Here is a 20270-nt window from a genome sequence, read left to right as displayed (position 1 = left end):
CGCATGAGTAAAAAGGGCCACAAACGCTCACGCCTGTCGAACAAGGTCCTGGGCGTGATATCCGCGCTCGTACTCGGCGGTGGCGGGGTCGCCGTCGTCGCCGGGAACGCGTCCGCCGGCCAGGACGACAAGGCGGGCCAGATGACGTCCACCATCGTCTGCCCCGACGTGGGAGACAAACTCACCGCGGTACCAGAACAGGCCAAGCCCGAGGTCGACGCGAACCTCGCCAAGCTGGACGACCAGGTCGCCGAGGCCTCCAAGCAGCTCGCCGCCGGCAAGGCGAAGGGCGACGCGGCCCTCCTCGGTGATCTGAAGCAGAAGCGGGACAAGACCATCGCGGGCGTGGCCGACGCGATCGGCCGCGGCGGCCAACGTCCCAAGGAGATCGAGGGCTTGGCCGCGTGCACGATGAAGCAGGCGGCCGCCGCGGATGACGGTGCGGCAGCTGCCGCGAGCAAGGGCGAGCAGGGCGCGGCCGCCCAGGCCGCCGCGCAGAAGGGCGGTCCGGCGAAGAGCGACTTCGTCAGCATCACCAAGATCAAGCCGAACGTGAAGAATCCCGCCCAGGCCGGAAACGCCTCGAAGGGCTCCTTCACCTCGCAGTGCGGCCGCAACGAGAACGGCCACTTCAACCCCGACAACGTCATCGTCGCCCCCGGCGTCTCCAACGGCGCCCACCACATGCACGACTACGTGGGCAACCTGACCACCGACGCCTTCTCCACGAACGGCAGCCTCGCCGCGTCCGGCACCACCTGCGGCAACGGGGACCAGTCCACGTACTACTGGCCCGTGCTGCGGTTGCGCGACGGCAAGGTGGAGAAGGACGCCAAGGCACCCGGCGGCGGCCAGGACGCCAACGTCGGCACCATCCTCAAGCCGAAGCAGGTGTCGCTCACTTTCAAGGGCAGTCCGGTCGACAAGGTCACGGCGATGCCCCGCTTCATGCGCGTCATCACCGGTGACGCCAAGGCCTTCACCAACGGCAACGCCAACGCCAACGCCTCCTGGAGCTGCACGGGATTCGAGAACCGTCAGCTGAAGGACAAGTACCCGGTCTGCCCGAAGGGCAGTGACGTGGTGCGCACCTTCAACTTCCAGAGCTGCTTTGACGGCAAGAACGTCGACAGCGCCAACCACCGCACGCACGTGGCCTTCGCGGACAAGAACGGCCGCTGCCCGAACGGCTTCAAGGCCATGCCGCAGCTGGTGATGCGCCTCACCTACGGGGTGGCACCGGGTGCCCGGTTCGCCGTGGACAGCTTCCCCGAGCAGCTCCACAAGCCGGCGACCGACCACGGCGACTTCATCAACGTGATGTCGAACGGCCTGATGAACAAGGCCGTGAACTGCATCAACAACGGGCAGAACTGCCGCTGACCCCCGCGGCGGCCTCCCCTCCGCTCCCGGGCCGGACGCCCCTCCTCTCCCCCAACCCCGGTGTCCGGCCCGGGACAGGTGTTGGTCCGAAGCCGACTTCGGGCCAACACCGCTCGTATATGTACGCCGCTGCCGGATCCCGGTGGCGGCGTACTGCGTGAGACGGGCGGGCCCGGTGGCGCACCGTACGGCACCGGTCCGGCCCGGCCGGGCCTGGTGGCACACCGGCCGGCACACGCCCGGACGGCCCGGTGGCACATCGCGGGACACACGCCCGGCCCGCCGGGCGGCGCACCGTACGGCACGCACGGCCCGGCCCCGGCCCCGGCCCCGGCGGCGCACCGCACCGCACCGCAGAACACGCGGCCCCACGGCCCCACGGCCGCAGGCCGCACGGCCCCGCCCCGACAGCCCACGCGGCTGCCCCGCCCCGACGGCGTACGCATGAAACAGCCCGGCCCGGTCCCGTATGTACGGGACCGGGCCGGGCTGTTTCCGGGGGTTCAGAGACCGTTGACGCGGGCCATCCGTCCGACGACCAAGGGGGTGAAGTCGGCCTGGATCACGCGGGCGGCCCTGCGGCCGACCCGGGAGTGCTGACGCCGGACCTGCGCCATCAGCCGGCGGCTGCGCAGGGCCATCTCGAGTTCGAAGCGGGTACGGGGGTCCCGCAGGCCGGTCCCGAAGAGCTTCTCCAGCTGACGCATGCGGTACCGCACGGTCTGCGGGTGCACACTCAGAGCCTTGGCGGCCTCGGGGGCCCCGCCGCCCTCCAGCCAAGCGAGCAGCGTCACCTCCAGCCGCTCACTCTGGCGGGGGGTCAGGTCGGCCAGCGGACGCAGCCACCGGGCGGCCAGCGCGTGGGCCAGGGGCTCGTCCTGAAGGAGCAACAGGGTCGAGAGGTGGTCGTCGACGAAGACGGGCCGGACCTCCAGCCCGGGGCGGGCGGGTGTCAGCGCGGCCAGGCGCAGCGCCCAGCGCAGCGAGGAGGCCGTGTCACGGAGCGGAACGGCGTGGCCCACGGCCGCGAACCGGCCGCGCAGCAGGTTCTCCAGCGAGGCGCGGTTGTCCGGGTCGGGGCTGGGGACGAGCAGGCACGGACGGCCCGCGAACATGCCGACGAGGCAGTGGTCCAGTACGGCGGCGAGTTGCTGGGTCTCGCCGGGGGTGGCGGGCACGATCGCCCGTACGGCGAGCGGGAGGGGCCAGCCGGCCGCCTCCGCGAGCTCGCTGAGGGACATCTCGGATGCGTCCCTGTCATCGGTGAGGGTCCTGAACAGGTCGTGCCGCGCCCGGTCCATCTCACGGACGCCTTCGTGCCGGGACTCGTGCCGGCTCCCGTGCCGGGCCTCGCGCAGGCCTTCGTTGCGGACCTCGCGCAGGCCCTGGCGGCGGCCCTCGTTGCGTACTTCGTTGCGCACTTCGCGGAGGCCTTCGCGACGGCCCTCGTGCGTGACCTCGCACTCGGCCCTGGCCGCGATCCCGACCTCGATCTCGATCTCGTGCTCGACCTTGCTGTCGAACCGGCTCTGAACCTCGATCTGGTTCTCGATCTCGTCCTCACTCTCCGCCTGTTCATCGTGCTCGTCCGGTGCTTGTTCCCGGGGCTGTTCTCGGTAGCCGAGGACGGTGAGGAGAGCCTCTTCCACCCGCTGCCGGAACAACTCATCATCAATGGCATCGTTGTCATCGATAAGTGCGGAAAATTCCGGAATTCCATGCAGAAGCTCCTCCACTATCTCGGCGGCCAGCGCGGGCAGTTCTTTGCGCAGGACGCGGGTCCACTCGCCACGGGGGCGGGACCAGATGCGGTTCAGAAGTTCACACATCGTTTTCCTCGTTCGTGCCGGGGTGAGGCTTGTCCAGGGAAGAGCGACAAGCCCGCCGAGGTTGCTCCCCACGTCAACATCCGTGTCTGACGCGGGAGTTGCGGCCCTCGTACTCCCTCCTGGAGAGGTCCGACCACTTACGGTCCCGTTACTTTGCTTTGTTTTTGCCGTCCGGGACGCGTAGGTGGCGGGCGGCGCGGTGGCCTGTCGCAACCCCCGCTGGAGGGGAATCTTCCGGTGTTGTTCGATGCGCCGGAGGGGCGGTGCGAGAAATTATCACGTTTCGATAAAACCTGTGGAGCTGCTGTGCAGCTCCACGATGCTGCTGCACTCCGGCCCCAAGTTCCCTCGGCCGGCGCGGAAGTTCACAGCGCTGCCGGGTACGACTACAACGACCCCCGGGTACCGAGCGCCAGGTGGAGTGCTCGGATGCCCAGGCGCACAGGAGACCTGGATGCCCCTGCCCCAGCCTCAAATGCCCAGCTCTCACAGGGCCCGCCGCAAGAACCGCCACGCCTCGGCTGCGGCCGCGGCCGCCGGAAGGAGGGCCGTCCGGCGGCCCTCCCTCCTTCCCAAGGACGGCAGGCTGAGCCCCGGCGTGCTCTGCGCCGTCGGCGCGGCCATCGCGCTCGTCGCCGTGGCTGCCCGAGCGGGCGCCTTCACCCAGCTATGGGCCTTCCTCGATTTCGGAGCGGGCGTGCTCTCGCTCGTCTCGCTCACCGCCACCGTCCTTTGGGGACTGGCCGCGACCGACCGGGTCATCCTCGGTTCGGGACACCGGCTGCTCGCCCAGGGCGCGCACCGCGGCCTCGCCGTGTCAGGGCTCCTCTTCCTCGCCCTGCACATCTGGATCAAGGTCGCGGGACAGCGGACGACCGCGACTTCCGCGGCCGTGCCGTTCACGGACGCCACCCGGCCCGTCCTGGTCGGTCTCGGCAGCCTGGCCGGATACCTCTTCATCGCGGTGGCCATCTCCGGCGCGGTGCGCAGCGTGTTCAACACCAGGAGCGGCTCGGCGTGGTGGCGGGTCCTGCACTTCGGCGCCTATCCGGCCTGGGGCGCCTCACTGGTGCACGGCCTGAAGTCGGGCCGCGCGGCCGCCCCCTGGGTCACGTCCGCGTACGCGCTGGCCCTGCTCGGCATCGTGGGTGTGCTCGTGTTCCGGGTCAGGAGCCGGATGCGCGAAGCGGCCGTCTTCGTGCCGCCCACCCCCCAGCCCGTGGCGCAGGAGCCCGTCAAGGGCGCCGTGCCCCGACAGAGGCGCGGCTCACGTCCTGCAGCGGCAGCCGTGACCGCGAACCAGGCCCAGCCGCCCCGGCCCGAGCGACCGGCCCTCAATGACCGACCGCCCCTGAGCAACGAACCTCCGCGCACCGCCGTCTACGCGCCGAGCCGCGCCCGCGCCACAGCTGACGCCGAGACGCTCATCAGCCGGGACCAGTGGCTGTGAGCGGTGAGACGCGCCCCAGCCTCGGCTGCGTGGGCGCTCCCCGGCTGCTGGCCGGGCTCGACCAGGCCGCGCGGCTCGACCGCGTGGCCCATCTGACGACACACGGCCAAATGCCCCGCTACCGGCCGGAGGAACTCGTCGACCTCGCCGAGAACATCGACCTCCGCGGGCGCGGCGGCGCGGGCTTCCCGTTCGCCAAGAAACTGCGCTCCGTGATGCGGTCGGCCCGCGCCGGGGACGGACAGACCGCCGTCGTCGTCAACGGCAGTGAGGGCGAGCCGAGTTGCCTCAAGGACACCGCGCTGCTGCTGCACACCCCCCATCTGGTGCTCGACGGAGCCCTGCTGGCCGCCGCCGCGCTGAACTCCGAGGACGTCGTGGTGGGCGTCACCCGGAGGGACGTGGAGCAGTCACTGCGGGAGGCCGTCGCGGAACGCGGCCCGGCCGGACGCCGGGTGCGGATCGAGCTGCTCCCCGAGCGCTTCGTGACCGGCGAGAGCACGGCGCACGTGAACGGCCTGAACGGCGGGCCGACGCTGCCCTCCGGCCAGAAGGTGCGCACCAGTGACCGGGGCCTGAACGGCGTGCCCACCTTGTTCTCCAACACCGAGACCTTCGCCCAGATGGCCGTCGCCGCCCGGCTCGGCGCGCTGGACTTCCGTGCGACCGGCCTGCCCAGCGAGCCGGGCACCATCATGCTGACGGTCGCGGGCAACACGGTCGTCGAGACGCCGAGCGGAGCCGCGCTCTCCTACATCCTGGAACTGTGCGGCACCGATCCGGGCCAGGGCGTCCTGGTCGGCGGGTATCACGGCAAATGGCTCACTCCGGCAAACGCGCGTGCGGCCGAGATATCACGCGAGTCCCTCGACCGGCTCGGCGCACGGCTGGGGGCGGGGGCGGTGCTGCCGCTGCCCATGGACACCTGCCCGGCCGGCGAAGTGGCACGCGTGACCCGTTGGTTGGCCAAGGAGTCGGCCGGCCAGTGCGGCCCCTGCGTACGCGGGCTGCCCGCCATCGCCGATGTACTGGACGACGCCATCCGGGGCGGGGGCAAACCCGCCCTGGAGATGCTGGAGCTCCGGATGAAGGCGGTGCTGAAACGCGGCGCGTGCAGCCATCCGGACGGCACCTCGAACTTCGTCGCCTCGGCGCTCAGGACCTTCCCGGACGAGTTCCGCGACCACGCGCTCGGCAGCGGCTGCGGCAGACGGGTGCTGGGCGCCCTTCCGCTGCTCGAGGACGACGAGAGTCCGGAGCGGCTCTTGGTCGACTGGACCCTCTGCAGGGGCCACGGGCTGTGCGTGGACGTCCTGCCCGATGTGGTCCGCCTGGACCTGGACGGCTTCCCCGCGGAGGCGTCCATGGCCGTACCCCGCGCGCAGCGGCAGAAGGCGCTGCGCGCGGTACGGCGCTGCCCGGCCCTCGCGCTGCGCATCCAGGACTGAACCAATGCCCCGGGTTCAATGTTGGCGCGATCTGACAAATTCCCGGGGATATTCGCTTCCGCCGCTCCCGGCCCCGTATCAATTACCGGGGGCAAGGAAACGCGGAAACCGAACCTGAAGGAGAGATCGTGAAGATTAAGCGTCGTGAGATATTCGCCGGATCAGCGGTCGCAGTACTGATGATGACGACAGCCGCATGCGGAAGCTCCGACAATTACGGGGGAAAGGCACCTGCAGTCCAGCCGGTGGGCGACAGCAAACAGGTCGGAGCCGGCTCCGGTTACGGAGACCCTTACGGAAGCGGCGCCGGCGGCGGTTCGGGAGCCGTCCCGGCGGGTGCCGCGGGCAAGACCGGCTCGGCCGGACAGCTGAAGGTGAGCGAGATCGCGGGCCTGGGCCCCGGCGTCACCGACAGCGAGGGCTTCACTCTCTACCGGTTCGACAAGGACACGCCGAAGCCGCCCAAGTCCAACTGCGAGGGGGACTGCGCCGCGGCCTGGCCCGCGGTCTCCGCGGACGACGCCTCGGTCAGCGCGGGAATCGACGCGGCGCTCCTCGGCTCCGTCGACCGGGCCGACGGCACCAAGCAGCTCACGCTCGCCGGGTGGCCGGTGTACCGCTACTCCAAGGACGCCAAGGCGGGCGACTCGTTCGGCGAGGGCGTCGGCGGCACCTGGCACGTACTGGGCCCGGGCGGGAAGCCGGCCGGGGCGAGCAAGGGCTCCGGGGCGGAGAAGGAAGAGAAGAAGGAAGAGAAGCCCGCCGCCGAGGCGAAGGGCGGCGAACTCACCGCCGTGCAGAACGCCCAGCTCGGCACCCTCGTCGAGGACGCGGAGGGCAAGACGCTCTACCGGTTCGACAAGGACAGCGCCTGGCCGATGAAGATCGGTTGCGTGGACGCCTGCACGGACACCTGGAAGCCGGCCAAGCCGGTCGACAAGAACAAGGTAAACGGAATCGCCCCCGAATTGATTGGAAAGGTGAAGCGGCCCGACGGCAGCGAGCAATTGACGATCGACTGCTGGCCGGTTTACACCTTCACCGGTGACAAGGAACCCGGGGACACCACCGGGCACAACAACAAGGGCCTCTGGTTCGCCATCACCGACAAGGGCAAGAAAGCGAAGGTCGTCGGCTAGCCCCTGTCGGCGGCCCGCCGATCCGCCCCCGAAACGCGTGGTGCCCGGGTACCTCCCCGCCCGGGCGCCACGGCCCCTCCCCGATCAGCCAGAGAGGTCACCATGCCGTCCACCGACCGCCGCACCCGCCGGTTCCGGCGGATCCGCCCGTCGCTCCCGGCCGTCGCGGCGGTGTGCCTCACCGCGCTGCTGTGCGGGGGCTGTTCCTCGAAGGCGGCGGCGCAGCACGCCTCGGCCGCGGCCCCCTCGGCCGCGGCCCCCTCGCCCTCGGCGACCGCGGCGGCGGTCCCCGGGACCTCCCTCGAACAGCTCGCCACGGCTATCGGCTGTACCGCCGAAGTGAACGTGGAGGCCGAGGAGTTGCGCCAGGGCGGGTGCCAGGCCGGGCAGGCCGTCTACCGCATGGTCACCTTCACCACCGAGCAGGGACTGCACTCCTGGCTGACCGAGGCCCGGATGTACGGCGGCCTCTATCTGGTCGGCGACCGATGGGTCGTCACCACGCAGTCGGAGGAAGCCCTGACCGCATTGCGCGGAAGTCTCGGCGGCTCCCTGGAGACCGGCGACACGCACGGTGGCGCACACGGAGGAACGCCCGGCGCGACGCCTGACGCGGCGCCCGGTGGAACTCCTGACGCGACAGCCGGTGCGACCCCCGGTGCGACACCGGGCGGGACACACGAGGGCGGCCACGACGGCGGCGGGCACGACGGCGGCCAGGGTGGCGGCCACTGAGGCCGCTCCCGACCGCGCACACGTCGGCCCCCGGTACGCGACCGACCGGGGGCCGACTTCGGCGTGTCGGCCACATGTCCTGTTGTCGGCTCGTCCGTGAGGAGCACGGGGCACGGCCCTTGGGGATGATTCGGCCGGGCGCCGGGTGCAACAAGGTGGAAGCGTAAGCGACTTCACCGAAAGGAACGGCTCAGTGCGCCTGAAACGCTTCGCACCGCTGCTCGCCGCCGCCGGACTCATCGCGACCACCGTGCCCCTGCTGTCCGCGACCCAGGCCTCCGCGGCCCCGGCCGCGGACCACCTTCGGCAGAAACCCGCCTGGCACCGTTGCAGCCCCGAGCAGCCGGCCTCGTACGAGTGCGCGACGCTCAAGGTCCCGCTCGACTACCGGCGTCCCGGGGGGCCCACGATCGATCTCGCCATATCCCGGGTCAAGAGCGAGAACCCGGCCAAGCGGCACGGCGCCATGCTGCTGAACCCCGGCGGCCCGGGCGGGTCCGGCCTCGACCTGCCGCTGCTGGTGGGCGAGGCGATGCCGAAGGACGTACGGGACAGCTACGACCTCATCGGCTTCGACCCGCGCGGGGTGGGCGCCAGCAGCCCGATCACCTGCGGACTGACCGACACCGAGCAGAACTTCAACCGCGCCTACCGTCCGGAGACCTTCGGCACCGACGTGACCTGGGCGCGCACCGTCGCCGACAAGTGCCGCGAGAAGGCCGGTTCGGTGCTTCCGTACATCACCACCCGCAACACGGCCCGGGACATGGACACGATCCGTGCGGTGCTCGGCGAGCGCAAGCTCTCCTACCTGGGCTACTCGTACGGGACCTACCTCGGCGCGGTCTACTCGCAGATGTTCCCCGACCGCACGGACCGCTTCGTGCTCGACAGCGGCGTGGACCCGCAGCGGATCTGGCGCGGCATGATCCAGGTCTGGGCCACCGAGGCCGAGCCCGCCTTCGCACGGTGGACGCAGTGGGCGGCGCAGCGGTCGGCCGAGTACAAGCTGGGCGACACCCCGCAGGCCGTGTCCGAGACGTTCTGGGGACTGGTGGCGCGCGCCGACAAGGAGCCGTTCGAGTTCGAGGGCATGAAGGTCGACGGGGACATGATCCGCTCCGCGCGTGCGGTGTTCTTCTACCCGGCACAGGCCACCCCGATGGTCGCGGCCCTGAAGGCCGCGGCCGAGGGCAAGCCGCTGCCCGCGGGCACGACCGCGACGGAGCTCAGGCGACTGCTGGCCGGCGGCACGGCGGCCGAGCCCGCCTCGGACAACGCCACCGCCGTGTTCTGGGCCGTGGCGTGCGGGGACACCGGCAGCTGGCCCCGCTACACCGAGCAGTACGAGCGGGACGCGGCGAGGGACAAGGCCAGGTACCCGCTGTACGGGGACTTCGCGTCCAACATCATGCCGTGCGCCTTCTGGGACCGGCCGGTCGAGGCGGCCACGCCGATGCACAAGAAGGCGAACGTGCTGACGGTGCAGAACGAGTGGGACTCCCAGACCCCGCTGGTGAGCGGCCAGGGCCTGCACAAGGCCCTCAAGGGCTCGCGGATGGTGCTGGCGGCGGGCGGTGAGGGCCACGGCGTGTACCTCTTCGACCCGACCTCCTGCGCCAACGCCCCGGTGAGCGCGTACCTGGCCACGGGCAAGCTGCCCGCGCAGGACGTGACCTGCCAGAACCCGCCGGCGGCGGCAGAGCGCCGCGAGGTGGCGGCGCCGCCCGCGAAGCGGCTGCCGCTCCCGTCGGCCCCCGGCCGGTTCTGACACCGCCCGGCCCCGTGCCGACCGCGTAACCTGCCCGAGGCTTCGGCCCGGGCGGGTTCCGCGGTCGGCTTCCCCCTGCGAGCCCGGTGCCGCATTCCGGTCCTGGCGGGTCAGCGGGCGAGGGCGACGGCGACGGGTTCGAAGCCGTGCCGGCGCAGGATGTGGGGCACGACCACCTGGTGATTAACAACGGGTGCATGCTTTTCGCTCGTAGAGTTACTCTCATGCAACTGGATCTGAACCTGCTCACCGCACTGGACGCCCTGCTGGAAGAGGGCAGTGTCGCCGGTGCCGCAGCCCGACTCCACGTCACCGCACCGGCGATGAGCCGCTCGCTGGGGCGTATCCGCAAGGCCACCGGCGACCAGATCCTGGTCCGCACCGGCCGCAGCATGGTCCCCACCACCCGCGCGCTGGCCATGCGCGCCCAGGTCCACGCCCTCGTGCAGCAGGCCCACCAGCTTCTCTCCGCGCAGCAGGAACTCGACCTGGCAGCTCTGGAGCGGGTGTTCACCGTGCGCTGGCACGACGCCCTGACCGCCGCTTGCGGCACCGCCCTGATCACCGCCGTCCACCGCCAGGCCCCCGGCGTCCGGCTGCGCCTGTCCACCGAACCCGGGACCGACACCCCCGAGCTGCGCCGGGGCGAGGTCGACCTCGAATCGAGCGCCGACGCTCCGACGCTCCCGGACATCCGCCACCGCCTCGTCGGCAGGGACCGGCTGATCGTCGCCGTCCGACCGGGCCACCCGCTCGCCGAAGGCCCGCTGAGCCTCGAGCGCTACGCAGCCGCCGAACACCTCACCGTCTCGCGGCGCGGACGCCTGGGCGACCGGATCGATGACGCCCTGGCCGCGCGCGGCCTCGAACGACGCGTCATCGCCGCCGGACCCACCGCCGCCTTCGCACTGCAACTCGCCCTCGACACCGACCTGGTCGTCACCCTCCCCGATGCGGTCACCCGCGCGGCCCGGGACCAACTCGGCCTGGTCACACTGCCGCTCCCGCTCCGGCTGCCCGACGTCCCCCTGTACCTGCTGTGGCACCGGCGCTACGACGACGACCGCGCCCACACCTGGCTGCGAGACCTGGCCACCGGAACCGTCCGGGCACTGTTCACACCACCGACCGCCTCGCAACAGCCCCCCGCCGACGGGACCGGGCGCTGACGGATACGCCCGGGGAGCACGCGCGCCGGGTGGGGTTCACCGTCGGACGAGGGTGAGCTGATGGTTCATCTCGGCGAGGAAGCGCACCACCACGTGGAGCTCGTCGTGGGTGAAGCGGGCGCGGGCGGCATCGGTGCCGTGGGCGAGGGGGCGGAAGTAGTCGCGGGCGACCTGCTTGGCCGCCTGGGCGTAGTGCAGGTGGACCACCCGGCGGTCGTCGGCCGCCCGGACGCGGCGGATGTGGCCGGTCTTCTCCAGTCGGTCCAGGCATGCGGTCATGGCGCCCGAGGTGAGGTTCATCTGCTTGCGCAGCCGGCCGGGTGTCATGGGGCCGCCGTCTTCGTCGGTGTCCGCGTCCAGTACGGCGATGAGCGCCTGGACGTCGGTGAGGTGGAGGCCCTGGGCATGGGCGAACTCCTGCGCGATGCGATTGAACTCGGCGTTCATCCGGCGCAGCAGAACGGCGAAGGACTGCAACCCGATCGGGTCGTCGGCCGGAAGCGGAGGCGAGGGGCTGTCTGTGTCGCGCATGACCTCAGGATAAGATCTCTCGATGATTGACATTCTTTACGACTGACTTAAATGTCATGGCCAGGAGCTCGCATTGAAGAACACACCGCGCTGGGCCCGCTGGGTCGTACCCCTCGCCCTCCTGATCCTGTGGCTCGGCATCGGCGGGACGCTCGGGCCGTACGCGGGGAAGTTGGGCGAGGTCGCCACGAACGACCAGGCGGCGTTCCTGCCGCGGAACGCCGAGTCGACGCGGGTCCTCGAAGCCCGCAAGGCGTTCGAGACGTCGCCGTCCATTCCCGCGATCATCGTGTGGACGGCCGACGGCAGCCGGGTCAGCGCCGGGCAGCAGGAGGCTGCCGCCCGGGCGGTCGGCAGCCTCGCCGGCCGGAGCGGCATCGCCGCTCCGCCTTCGCCCGCCGTCGTTTCCGAGGACGGCCTGGCGATCCAGGCCGTCGTGCCGCTCGCGCCCGGCCTGGGCAAGGAGCTGCCGACGGTCCTGGACCAGGTGCGGCAGGCCGCCCGGGAGGTGCCCGGCACCTCGGTCGCGATCGCGGGCCCGGCGGCCGCCCAGGCGGACCTGTCCGATGCCTTCGCGGGCATCGACGGACTGCTGGTGGGCGTGGCGCTCGGCGCGGTGCTCCTGATCCTGCTGCTGGTCTACCGCAGCGTGCTGCTGCCCCTGGTGATCATCATCAGTGCGGTGTTCGCACTCGGCCTGGCCTGCGCGGTGGTGTACGCGCTGGCCGACCGGGGCGTCGTCCGGGTGGACGGCCAGGTCCAGGGCATCCTGTCGATCCTGGTGATCGGGGCCGCGACCGACTACGCCCTCCTGCTGACGGCGCGCTTCCGGGAAGAGCTCGTCGTACGGGGCGACCGGCTGGAGGCGGTGCTGGCCGCCGTGCGCCGGTCGGCCGGCGCGGTCACCGCGAGCGCGGCGACCGTGGCGCTGGGGCTGCTCGCCCTGCTGGCGAGCGATCTGACGAACAACCGGGCTCTCGGGCCGGTCGGCGCGATCGGCATCGTCTGCGCGGTGTTGAGCTCCCTGACCTTCCTGCCGGCCGTACTGGTCCTGCTGGGCCGGTCCGCCTACTGGCCCGCCACACCCGAGCCGGCCGACGCGTCGGCCGAAGGCCACGGCGTATGGCGCCGGATCGCAGGGCTGCTCGACCGGTCACCGCGGCGCGTGTGGATGTCCACGGCCCTCCTGCTCATGGTCCTGGCGGGGTTCTCCGCCTCCCTGCCGTCCAAGGGCGTGCCGCTGGAGGAGATCTTCGTCAACGACGCGCCCTCGGTCGGTGCCCAGCAGACCCTTGCCCGGCACTTCCCCGGCGGTTCGGGCAACCCGGCCGTCGTCATCACCGACGCCGGGCGGATCGCCGAGGTACGGGCGGCAGCCGAGGGCACGGAAGGGGTTGCGGCGGTCGTGCCCGTCACCGCGAGCGGCCGTCCGGGCCCGGGGGCCCCGCTCGTCGTGGACGGCCGGGTGCGCCTGGACGCCACGCTGGAGGCGGCGGCCGACAGCGATGCCGCGAAGGAGACGGTCCGGGAGCTGCGCGACCGGGTGCACGCGGTGCCGGGAGCCGGCGCTCTCGTCGGGGGCTACACGGCCCAGCAGTTCGACACCCAGCAGACCGCGGCCCGCGACCGCGCCGTGATCGTCCCGGTCGTTCTCGGCATCATCCTGCTGATCCTGGTCGCCCTGCTGCGTTCCCTGCTCGTGCCCGTCCTGCTCGTGGCGACGGTCGCCCTCAACTTCGCGGCGACGCTGGGCGTGTCCGCCCTCGTCTTCGAGCACCTGCTGGGCTTCAGCGGAACGGACGCCTCCGTGCCGCTCTACGGGTTCGTGTTCCTGGTGGCGCTCGGCGTCGACTACAACATCTTCCTCATGTCCCGCGTACGGGAGGAATCCTTCACCTCGGGCACCCGCGAGGGCGTGCTGCGGGGGCTCGTCACCACGGGCGGGGTCATCACCTCCGCCGGCGTGGTCCTCGCCGCGACCTTCGCCGCGCTGATGGTGATCCCCCTGGCCTTCCTCGTCCAGATCGCCTTCATCGTCGCGTTCGGCGTCCTGTTGGACACCCTCGTCGTGCGTTCCCTGCTGGTACCGGCCCTCATCATCGACATCGGCCCGCGCGTGTGGTGGCCGAGCGCACTGGCACGGCCCGCCACGGCGGCCACCCCGGGCTCGCCCCGCTGAGATCGGTGCACCGCATCCGCAGGCGAGGAATTCGGTGAAGCCCGGGTGGAGGTGCATCCGATGGGTGAGGCTTGGCGCATGGACGGCCGGCAGCCGACGGAATCGGTCGGGGAGTACCCGCGACCGCCGCGCGTGGAGGCGGACGCGCGACACGTGGTGATCGTGCATCGGGGAGTGACGCTCGCCGACTCCCGGGCGTGCCGCCGCGTGCTGGAAACGAGACACCCCCCGGTCTTCTACGTGCCGCGCGAGGAGGTGCGCACCGACCTGTTGTCGAGGTCGCGGGCGACGACCGTCTGCGAGTGGAAGGGGTCGGCCACGTACTGGACCCTGGCCGTGGACGGGTGCACCGTACGGGACGCGGCATGGAGCTATGAGGCTCCCTCGCCGGAGTACGCGAGCATCGCCGGCAGCCTGGCCTTCTACGCGGGCAAGGTCGATCTCTGCACCGTGGACGGAGAGCGCGTGCGGGCCCAGCCCGGCGACTTCTACGGCGGCTGGATCACCGCCGAGATCCTGGGCCCGTTCAAGGGCGGTCCGGGAACCACCGGCTGGTGAGGGCGGGACCGGGCCGCGCGCGTGGCGTCGGTCAGGGCGTTCCGGCGGTCCTGAGGCCGGCGAGCACCTCGCGGGCCGCCCTCGCCCCCGAGGCCAGTGCCCCCTGCAGCGAGCCCGTCGCGCGGTGGTCCCCGCAGACATACCGGCCGGGGGCGAAGCGGGTGGTCCGGGTGAGGGGCATCGGCGGGGGCATGGCGGGCAGGGCGTTGCGCACCGTCACGCGGTGCACCGGCTCCCAGGTTCCGGTGTCCACGCCGTAGGCCTCGGCGAGGGCCGAGAGCACGGCGGCCTCGTCCGCCGGGGCGGGGGCACCGAGCACGGAGGTCGACACCAGACTCCGGCCGTCACCGGAGTAGCCGGGCTGGACCTCGGTCAGGACGCACGTGTTCAGGAACCTGCGGCGTGCGTCGATCAGCAGGGTGGGTTCCGGAAGGGGCGAACGCTCGACCGCGTGGTAGAGGGTCGTGACGGTCCGTCCCGCAGGCGGCTCGAGGCCGGGCAGCAGGCGGGCCGCGGCGCCGGCTCCGGTGGCGACGACGACGGCCCGCGCCCGCACTTCCCCGTCGCCGAACGCCACTCCCGTCGGCGTCAGCGCGGAGACCGGCGACGAGAGGCGCAACACTCCCCGGGGCAGCCCGGCGGCCAGTTGAGCCGGCACGGCGCCGATGCCGTCGCGGGGGAGGCAGAGCGTACCGCGCAGCATGCTGCGCCAGACCAGGCGGAAGAAGCGGGCGGAGGTCTCCAGGGAGTCCTCCAGGAAGACCCCGGACAGGAAGGGCCGGAAGAACGTTTCGACGAAGTCTTCGGAGAACCCCGCTTCGGCGAGGGCCGTACGGGTGGTGACGTCGGGTCGGGCGCGCACACGGGAGGCGGGTGCGAGCATGGCGTGCGCCGAGAGGGCGCCGAAGGCGAGCAGGTCGCGCGGCCTGACCCGCCCGCCGGTGAGGAGACCGACGCCGTCGCGTGGGCGCCGCGTGGGATCGGCGAGCCGGAGCCTCCCGTCGTCGGTGTGCACCAGCACGCCGGGCGTGAACGGCCGCAAGGAGAGACCGGGCAGGTCGAGGCGGCGCCTGACCTGCGGGTAGCTGGTGTTGAACACCTGGAAGCCGCGGTCGGTGGTGAAGCCCGCGACCCGGTCGGTGCGGATGCGGCCGCCGACCGTGTCCTCCGCTTCCAGCAGACGCACGCGCAGGCCGGCCGCGGCGAGGTCCGAGGCGCATGCCAGGCCGGCGGCTCCCGCACCGATGACCACGACGTCGTGCCGGTCGTCCTGCACCTCGGCCATGAACGCCCTCACACTTCCTGCCCGACTCGGACGGCTGCGGCTGTCGCCAGGCTACGCGCGGCTTCCGCGCGGCGAGGACGGACGCGCCGCCCTCGCCCGACCGGCAGGACGCCCCGGCCCAGGCCGTTCTTTCGGATCTTGCCGGGCCCGCGACGCCCGGCAAGATCCGGAAGAGACGGCCTAGCGGGGGAGGGACGCCTCCGCGGCCGCCTTGATGCGGCGGCCGAAGTCGGGGGCGTCCTTGCGGGCCGCGCCGAGCGCGAGGCCGACGAGCAGCTTGCCGATGCCGTGGCCTTCGAGGGTGTTGAAGATGCGGACGCGGGTGCGGCCGCCGGGGAGGGATTCGAGGTCGTAGCCGCCCTCCGCCGTGATGAGGTTGCGGCTCTGCTCCGTCCAGCGGATCAGGTGCGGCGGTTCCAGGCCGATGATGCGGAACTCACGGCCGGTCTTCATCCCGGCGTCCTTGACCGTGCTCCGGAAGACCGTGCCGAGGGCCGTGGGGCCGTCCGGGATCTTGGTGATCTCCTGGACGCGCGGGCTGAATTCGGGGTCGTGCCGTCCGTCGGCGAGGTAGGCGAACACCGCCTCCACCGGCCGGTCGATCTCGACGCTCGCCTCGAACTGTCCGGACATGTGGGCTCCTCGGTGCGGCTACCTGTGGTCCACGATCCCAGACGGGCCCCCTACGCGCGCGCCGACGGCTCCGCGGCCGGCTCCTGGTCCGGGGCGCCGGACCCGGCCGTCGCCGCGCCCGCGCGGCTGCCGCGCAGCGGGGTCAGCAGCGCGCCGCCGAGGATCAGCAGGCACAGCGCCCCGCCCGCCATGCTGACCGCCGGGACCCCGTGCCGGGCGGCCAGCAGCGTGAGCACGGCCGCGCCCACCGGGCCCGAGGCGTTGTGCACGGTCCAGAAGGCGGACGTGACCCGGCCGAGCAGGTGGTCCGGGGTCACCTCCTGGCGCAGGGTCATGCTGCAGATCCCGCCGAGGGTCATCCCGAACATGAAGACGGCGGCCAGTGCGGCGATCACCGGCACGCTGCGGCTGACGCCCGTCACCGTCACCCCGACGGCGATCATCGCGACGGAGGCGAGCCAGCACGTGCCGAAACCGAGGAGCCGGCGCAGTCGCCCAGCGCTCAGGGCCGCGGCGACCGACCCGGCCCCGCTGACGGCGATCACGTAGCCGAGGGTGGCCGCGTCCCGGCCGAGGTCGTGCTGGACCCGGTAGATCAGCAGGTCGGTGGCGCCCATGGTGACGAACGTCAGCACGGTGAGCCCTACCGTGAGCGGGCGCAGCAGCGGGTGGCTCCACAGGAAGCGGAAGCCGACCACGAACATCTCCCGGAACATCCCGGCCCCGGCCCCCGCCTGGTCCCCGCCCCCGGCCTTGTCGGCGCCGTCCTCGGCCGGGCGCGCGGTGAACCGCACCCACCCCAGGCTCGCGGCGGAGACCAGGAAGGTCGCCCCGTCCAGGGCCAGTGCCCAGTCCGCGCCCACTCCGGCGGTGAGGAAGCCGGCCACCACCGGCCCGAGCAGGCCGCCGAGGGCGAAGGTGCCCATCAGCCGTCCGTTGGCGGCCGTGAGGTCCTGCGTACGCACCAGATTGGGGATGGCGGTCACGTACGCGACGTCGAACAGCGTCCTCAGTACGGCGGCGAGCGCCGTCAGCACGTACAACAGCCAGATCTGCGGCCCGGCCACCCACCAGACGAGCGGTACCGCGCCGAACAGCACGGCCCGCACCAGATCACAGACGATCATGAGCCTGCGGCGGTCCAGACGGTCCACCACGTACCCGGCGAAGACCCCCGCGCCGATGGAGGTGGTGCTGGAGACGACCGTGACCAGGCCCATCTGGACGAGGGATCCGGTGGCGTGGAGGACGAGCAGGGGAAGCGCGAGCATCGAGACGGACCCGCCGAGCACGGACAGCGCCTGGCCGAGCCAGAAGACGGTGAAGTCCTTGTTCCGCCGCAGCGGCGGCAGCGAATCGTGGGTCCTGGATTCCGCCGAGATGGTGCCGCTCCCCCGTGCCTGCCGACCGCCTCCGTGGTCGGCCGATGGGGGCGAGCGTAGGCGAACCGGTCCGCCGCCCGCCAACGCGTTTTCGCCCCGTCCCCCAGGGGGCGTCCAGGCCGTCTCTTCCGGATCTTGTCGGCCGAGCCCGCGGCGTCCGGTGCCGTACATGGCAAGGCGGAGAAGCGCACCGTGTACCGGACGTACTCGGGCGCCCCGACAACGCGGCCAGGTGCGGTGCCGGGCGTCGCGGGCCCGGCAAGATCCGGAAGAGACGGCCTAGCCGAGCAGGGCGTACACGGTGGAGGCTGTGGCCGCCGGGTCCTCGGCGCCCTCGGGGGTCAGGGTGATGTCGGCGAAGGCCATCCGCTTGCCGAGCTTGGTCACCCGTACGTGGATCAGTACGTCGGCCCCGACCACCGGCCGCTGGAAGCTGGTGGACTGCTGGACGGTGGTCATCGGCCCGTAGGTCCCGCGGGCGGCGGAGATCGCGATGACGGTGGCCGTGTCGGCGGCCGCCATCATGGCCTGGCCCGAGAGGCCGCCGCCGTCCCGGGCCAGCTCGTCCGACCAGGGCAGGCGCAGCACGGCGTGCCGCTCGCCGGTCTCCTGGACGGTCAGTCCGAGGGCGAGCACCCAGGGGGCGAAGTTGTCGGTAAGGATCTTGTCTGCGTCTGCCGGTGAGATCGTCACCGGGAGATTGTGGCGGCCCGGCCGGACCGCCACAATCCCCTTTGGGTCACAGGCCTGCGGCGAGTTCCGTGCCCTGCCGGATGGCCCGCTTGGCGTCGAGCTCGGCCGCCACGTCGGCGCCGCCGATCAGGTGGGCCGGGGTGCCCGCCGCGCGCAGGGCCTCGTACAGGTCGCGGCGCGGCTCCTGGCCCGTGCACAGGACCACCGTGTCGGCGGGCACGAGGTGCTGTTCGCCGTCGACGGTGATGTGCAGGCCCTGGTCGTCGATCCGGTCGTACGTGGCCCCCGCGACCGAGACGACGCCCCGGTGCTTGAGCTCCGCGCGGTGGATCCACCCGGTGGTGGTGCCGAGACCCGCGCCGACCTTGGTGGCCTTGCGCTGGAGGAGGTGGACCTGGCGCGGCGTCGCGGGGCGCTCGGGGGCGGTGAGCCCGCCGGGGCCGGCGTACGTGGTGTCCACGCCCCAGTGGCGGAAGTAGACGTCCGGGTCCTGGGAGGCTCCCTCGCCGCTGTCGGTGAGGAACTCGGCGACGTCGAAGCCGATGCCGCCGGCGCCGACGACGGCGACGCGGTCGCCGACGGGGGCACCGTCGCGCAGCACGTCGAGGTAGCTGACGACGTTGGCGTGGTCCACGCCCTCGATGTCGGGGGTGCGCGGGGTGACGCCGGTGGCGATGACGACCTCGTCGTAGCCCTGGAGGGTCTCCACGTCGGCGCGGGTGTTGAGGCGGACCTCGACGCCGGACTCCGCGAGCTGGGTGCCGAAGTAGCGGATGGTCTCCTCGAACTCCTCCTTGCCGGGGATGCGGCGGGCGATGTCGAGCTGGCCGCCGATGTGGCCGGAGGCCTCGAAGAGGGTGACGGCGTGGCCGCGGCCGGCGGCGGATACCGAGCAGGCGAGGCCGGCGGGACCGGCGCCGACGACGGCGACGCGCTTCCTGGTCCGCGTCGGGGACAGCACGAGCTCGGTCTCGTGGCAGGCGCGCGGGTTGACCAGGCAGCTGGTGATCTTGCCGCTGAAGGTGTGGTCGAGGCAGGCCTGGTTGCAGCCGATGCAGGTGTTGATGGTCTCGGAGCGGCCGGCCGCGGCCTTGGCGACGAAGTCGGCGTCGGCCAGGAAGGGGCGGGCCAGGGAGACCAGGTCGGCGCGGCCGTCGGCGAGCAGCTCCTCGGCGATCTCCGGCGTGTTGATGCGGTTGCTGGTGACCAGGGGGACGCTCACCGCGCCCATGAGGCGCTTGGTGACCCAGGTGTAGGCGCCGCGCGGGACGGAGGTGGCGATGGTGGGGATGCGGGCCTCGTGCCAGCCGATGCCGGTGTTGATGATGGTGGCGCCGGCCGCCTCGATCTCCTTGGCGAGGTGGACGACCTCGTCGAGGGTGGAGCCGCCGGGGATGAGGTCGAGCATGGAGAGGCGGTAGATGAGGATGAAGTCCTCGCCGACGGCCGCGCGGGTGCGCCGGACGATCTCCAGCGGGAAGCGGACGCGGTTCTCGTACGCGCCGCCCCAGCGGTCGGTGCGCTTGTTGGTGGCGGCGGCGATGAACTCGTTGACGAGGTAGCCCTCGGAGCCCATGATCTCGACGCCGTCGTAGCCCGCGAGCTTGGCGAGGCGGGCGGCGCGGACGAAGTCCTCGACGGTGCGCTCGACCTCGGCGTCGGTGAGCTCGTTCGGGACGAAGGGGCTGATGGGGGCCTGGATGGCGCTGGGGGCGACCAGGTCCTTGTGGTAGGCGTAGCGGCCGAAGTGGAGGATCTGCATCGCGATCTTCCCGCCCTCGGCGTGCACGGCCTCGGTGATCACCCGGTGCTCGGCGGCCTCGTCCTCGGTGGTGAGGCGGGAGCCTCCCTCGAAGGGGCGGCCGGCGTCGTTCGGGGAGATGCCGCCGGTGACGATCAGGCCGGCGCCGCCGCGGGCGCGCTCGGCGTAGAAGGCGGCGAGCCGCTCGAAGCCGCCCTGGTGCTCTTCGAGGCCGGTGTGCATCGAGCCCATGATCACGCGGTTCGGCAGGGTGGTGAAGCCGAGGTCCAGGGGGCTCAGCAGGTGCGGGTACCGGCTCTGGGAACTCATGAGGGGCGCCTCCT

At 72.0% G+C, this 20270-nt stretch carries 17 protein-coding genes; 10 read left to right on the top strand and 7 right to left on the bottom strand.

Annotated features, from left to right (window positions below):
• Window positions 1-3 precede the first annotated feature (3 nt).
• Window positions 4-1383, top strand: coding sequence for a DUF1996 domain-containing protein (locus tag JYK04_RS34990; RefSeq protein WP_189741901.1), 1380 nt, complete (start codon window positions 4-6; stop codon window positions 1381-1383).
• A 503-nt stretch (window positions 1384-1886) separates the two neighbouring features.
• Here the strand turns inward: JYK04_RS34990 and JYK04_RS34985 are convergent.
• Window positions 1887-2804, bottom strand: a complete 918-nt coding sequence (locus JYK04_RS34985) for a PucR family transcriptional regulator (protein ID WP_308431071.1) — start codon at window positions 2802-2804, stop codon at window positions 1887-1889.
• Window positions 2805-2831: 27 nt separating this feature from the next.
• Here JYK04_RS34985 and JYK04_RS42215 point away from each other — a divergent pair, with 27 nt between their 5' ends.
• The 7 genes from JYK04_RS42215 (at window position 2832) to JYK04_RS34955 (ending at window position 10924) form a co-directional block, all read left to right on the top strand.
• Window positions 2832-3302, top strand: coding sequence for a hypothetical protein (locus JYK04_RS42215; protein WP_308431072.1), 471 nt, complete (start codon window positions 2832-2834; stop codon window positions 3300-3302).
• A gap of 364 nt (window positions 3303-3666) precedes the next feature.
• Window positions 3667-4662, top strand: a complete 996-nt coding sequence (locus tag JYK04_RS34980; protein ID WP_189741906.1) for a hypothetical protein — start codon at window positions 3667-3669, stop codon at window positions 4660-4662.
• On the top strand, window positions 4659-6110 hold the full coding sequence (locus JYK04_RS34975) for an NADH-quinone oxidoreductase subunit NuoF family protein (protein WP_189741909.1): 1452 nt from the start codon (window positions 4659-4661) through the stop codon (window positions 6108-6110). The genes JYK04_RS34980 and JYK04_RS34975 overlap by 4 nt, the downstream gene beginning before the upstream one ends.
• A gap of 128 nt (window positions 6111-6238) precedes the next feature.
• Window positions 6239-7249, top strand: coding sequence for an SCO0930 family lipoprotein (locus tag JYK04_RS34970; RefSeq protein ID WP_268254159.1), 1011 nt, complete (start codon window positions 6239-6241; stop codon window positions 7247-7249).
• 102 nt (window positions 7250-7351) lie between these two features.
• Entirely contained in the window at window positions 7352-7984 is a 633-nt protein-coding gene (locus tag JYK04_RS34965; RefSeq protein WP_189741912.1) for a hypothetical protein, read from the top strand.
• 193 nt (window positions 7985-8177) lie between these two features.
• Complete coding sequence (locus JYK04_RS34960; protein WP_189741915.1) at window positions 8178-9755, top strand: alpha/beta hydrolase; 1578 nt, start codon at window positions 8178-8180, stop codon at window positions 9753-9755.
• Between the two features lie 224 nt (window positions 9756-9979).
• Window positions 9980-10924: a LysR family transcriptional regulator gene (locus tag JYK04_RS34955; protein ID WP_189741918.1), complete on the top strand. Its 945-nt coding sequence runs from the start codon at window positions 9980-9982 to the stop codon at window positions 10922-10924.
• 36 nt (window positions 10925-10960) lie between these two features.
• On the opposite strand, the gene JYK04_RS34950 is transcribed toward JYK04_RS34955, so the two are convergent.
• Window positions 10961-11455: a MarR family transcriptional regulator gene (locus tag JYK04_RS34950; protein ID WP_189741921.1), complete on the bottom strand. Its 495-nt coding sequence runs from the start codon at window positions 11453-11455 to the stop codon at window positions 10961-10963.
• A 73-nt stretch (window positions 11456-11528) separates the two neighbouring features.
• On the opposite strand from JYK04_RS34950, the gene JYK04_RS34945 reads away from it, so the two are divergent.
• On the top strand, window positions 11529-13634 hold the full coding sequence (locus tag JYK04_RS34945) for an MMPL family transporter (RefSeq protein ID WP_189741924.1): 2106 nt from the start codon (window positions 11529-11531) through the stop codon (window positions 13632-13634).
• A gap of 60 nt (window positions 13635-13694) precedes the next feature.
• The gene (locus JYK04_RS34940; protein ID WP_202185940.1) at window positions 13695-14192 is read left to right on the top strand and encodes a DUF427 domain-containing protein; all 498 of its coding nucleotides are present in this window, start codon (window positions 13695-13697) and stop codon (window positions 14190-14192) included.
• A gap of 31 nt (window positions 14193-14223) precedes the next feature.
• Here JYK04_RS34940 and JYK04_RS34935 read toward each other — a convergent pair whose 3' ends face one another.
• The 5 genes from JYK04_RS34935 to JYK04_RS34915 form a co-directional block, all read right to left on the bottom strand.
• Entirely contained in the window at window positions 14224-15477 is a 1254-nt protein-coding gene (locus JYK04_RS34935) for an NAD(P)/FAD-dependent oxidoreductase (protein WP_189741928.1), read from the bottom strand.
• Between the two features lie 180 nt (window positions 15478-15657).
• Window positions 15658-16110, bottom strand: a complete 453-nt coding sequence (locus JYK04_RS34930; RefSeq protein ID WP_189741931.1) for an SRPBCC family protein — start codon at window positions 16108-16110, stop codon at window positions 15658-15660.
• A 50-nt stretch (window positions 16111-16160) separates the two neighbouring features.
• Complete coding sequence (locus JYK04_RS34925) at window positions 16161-17576, bottom strand: MFS transporter (RefSeq protein WP_373297469.1); 1416 nt, start codon at window positions 17574-17576, stop codon at window positions 16161-16163.
• Window positions 17577-17771: 195 nt separating this feature from the next.
• A complete protein-coding gene (locus JYK04_RS34920) occupies window positions 17772-18185 on the bottom strand; it encodes a PaaI family thioesterase (RefSeq protein WP_189741936.1) in 414 nt (137 codons plus the stop codon).
• A 46-nt stretch (window positions 18186-18231) separates the two neighbouring features.
• Entirely contained in the window at window positions 18232-20256 is a 2025-nt protein-coding gene (locus tag JYK04_RS34915) for an NADPH-dependent 2,4-dienoyl-CoA reductase (protein ID WP_189741939.1), read from the bottom strand.
• Window positions 20257-20270 lie beyond the last annotated feature (14 nt).

The organism is Streptomyces nojiriensis (assembly GCF_017639205.1).
GTDB classification, from domain to species: domain Bacteria; phylum Actinomycetota; class Actinomycetes; order Streptomycetales; family Streptomycetaceae; genus Streptomyces; species Streptomyces nojiriensis.
The sequence above is the reverse complement of the archived record's forward strand: the minus strand, read 5'-3'. Positions and strand labels throughout refer to the sequence as shown.